The 2,597-nt window shown below is 45.9% G+C and carries 1 protein-coding gene; it reads right to left on the bottom strand.

Translation table 11 applies throughout. From position 1 onward, the window contains the following. Positions 1–2,070 (bottom strand): hypothetical protein (locus tag KDK17_RS08110; protein WP_257287807.1); only part of this gene is annotated, 2,070 nt, incomplete at its 3' end. Positions 2,071–2,597: the final 527 nt, after the last annotated feature.

Genomic DNA, 2,597 nt, shown 5'->3' on the forward strand with positions numbered 1-2,597 from the left:
GGCGCGGAAGCACTCCATACTGAACTCACCATTTTTTTCTCTCCATTCAGACCAGTTCAGTACCTCTTTCACTTCCTCATATTTTGGCATACGTCTGGTGTAGTACATTAATGAGAAAGAGTGTAATAGCTCCATATTGAACTCGCCATACTTGTCTTTCCATTCCGGCCAGCTCAGTACCTTTATCACCTCACTCTGTTTGGGCATGCCTTTGCCATGATTCATAGACGAGAGGGCGCTGAACAACTTCCTATTGAACTTGCCATCCTTGCCTCTCCATTCCGGCCAGCTCAGTATCTCTATTACCTCATTATGTTTGGGCATGCCTCTGCCATGATTCATAGACGAGAAGGCAAGGAACAGCTCAATACTGAACTTGCCATCTATGCCTCTCCATTCCGGCCAGCTCAGTATCTCTATCACCTCATTATGTTTGAGCATGCCTCTGCCACGGTTCATAGACGAGAGGGCGAGGAACAAGTTCATATTGAACTTGCCATCTTTGTCTTTCCATTCCCGCCAGCCCAGCACCGCTTTCACTTCCTCATGCTTGGGCAAGCTTTTGCCATTATTCATTGACGCAAAGGAAGAGAATACAGCCAGAGTCGCTAAATATTCGAGTTCATCCTGACTGCGTTGGGCAAAATCAAGGATATGTTCTTCTCTATTCTCCAGCATGTTGGTCAGTATGCTGGTACTTTCGACGGTTTCATGAAGGTGCTCAAAAAATACGATCGCATTACGGAAGAAGCCATTAAAAGACCTTCTTTCTACATGGCTAAGTAGCCTGTAAAAAGAGTGTTTGACAGTGATGTTTTTTTTCTCGAATACCTTCATCAGGGTTTTCGCTTTTTCCAGCTCTTGCTCAGTTAATTCGTAATGGATATTTTCTTTTACTTTTTCCAGTGGGTTATCTGTAACTTGAGTTTTTGCCCTTTTTCTTAGTTTGTCCGCTGGTGCTCCTGAAGCAACGACTTTCAAAGTATTTCTCTTTTTATCCAGGCCATTCTTTTCTATCTGAACAGGTTCTGATGAATCAGGCTCTGTTTCTTCCGGCGTTCGTCCAGCTCCTTTATTATCATGAGTGTCCGACAGGCACTTATCGCATAAAAACACTGAAGCAGCTGCATCACCGGCTATACGACGTAATTCCTGAGTATTCAGTGCATTGTTACACCTTGAGCATGTAACAACCGAATTTTCTTGATCCTGCTCAGCTGAGGGTTTCAGTGGGTCATCGCCTCCATCACCACTGCCGCCTGTCGAACCGGTTTCCTGGTTATGGGCTGCGGTTCCACTCATCTGGCCGGATTGGCCAGTCTGACCTGTTGTTGCGGTCATTGATGCATTGGCCTGTCTGGAGGGTTGACCTTTTTCTCCGTTATCCGCCTGACGACCAGAATATTTGCCAGAAACGATCTCACGGTAAACACTGAGTTCGTGATCATTCTGTGCCAGCAATGCCTGAATCAGAACCGGATGCATCGTGGCAGGGTCTGAGCTTTCCAGATCAAGTAGATCCGCTTCAATAACCATGATCCGGTCTGACATTATCCGGGCCAGAATGGTTTGGCCTTTTATAATCGACCATAGTCGTTTAATTCGCAAGATTCGAAGCAATTGTTTTTTTTGTTGCAGGCATTTTTGAACAGGGTCAGGAACGAGGTTAAGGTCAGGCTGGGGCTCTGGGTCAGGAGTCCGGTTGTTTCCGTCAGGTGGCTCGTCGTCATCAACTTCCCCGGCAGCACCCAAGGCGATCAGTGCCTTGCAATGGTTCTCCGGGTATTCATGTAACACAGCCTTCAGGTCAATGCGGTGTTTTTGCTTTATTGGCCAAATCGGTAGAGGAGGCAATGGGAGAGGCGCAAGTGGACTTTTATTCGGTAGTAGCTGGAACAAGCTGAGGGCGAACTGCATAAATTCAACTGACAGAGAGTTGGGCTGTTCAGGTTCAGCCAGCATATTGGTAGAGAGGAAATGCGCTGGTACCGGGCTTGAGCCGACTAATCCCAGAGCGGGCAGCGACTCCCCATACATTATGGTTACTAACAGAAGCAGTGATCGGACCATCGAGTGGGCAGTTTCGTTTTTTTGTGGCTCTCTCCTGGACCCGAGCTTAAAAAAAATCAACATCCGAGACCTCATTCGCTATTGGAAATATTTCGTCATTTTCACGACGTCCGGCGTAATGTACAGGCTCATTAACTGACCTCTACCATTTGCACCGGAATGTATAGCACTGCAATGACCAGCCTGCCATGAAGGGAGTTAGCGAAAAGCTTTTTTTGGTATTAGAAAAACTATAATGGTTTTGTCACCCCGGGTTTCACATTTACAGTTCTGTGCTCATCCCTGAGTTCATCGCTTTTCTAAAACCAAATCTTACGACAGTTGTTAGGAATAAAACATCGGCGTTTCAGTAAAATTTCAGCACGTTTGCCGTAGATGAAAGAATCTATGAACCACTCTGTTTTAGTTTCTTGCCCCTTATCCTCTCGTCTATCCTCACTGCTCGTATCCATAGAAAAAATAAGGATAGAATCATTAAAAGTCTACTCTTGCACGTATTGGTCTTTGTGCCTTTCGTCTGCCCGGTT

This window comes from Endozoicomonas sp. SESOKO2 (assembly GCF_024606245.1).
Taxonomy (GTDB): domain Bacteria; phylum Pseudomonadota; class Gammaproteobacteria; order Pseudomonadales; family Endozoicomonadaceae; genus Endozoicomonas_A.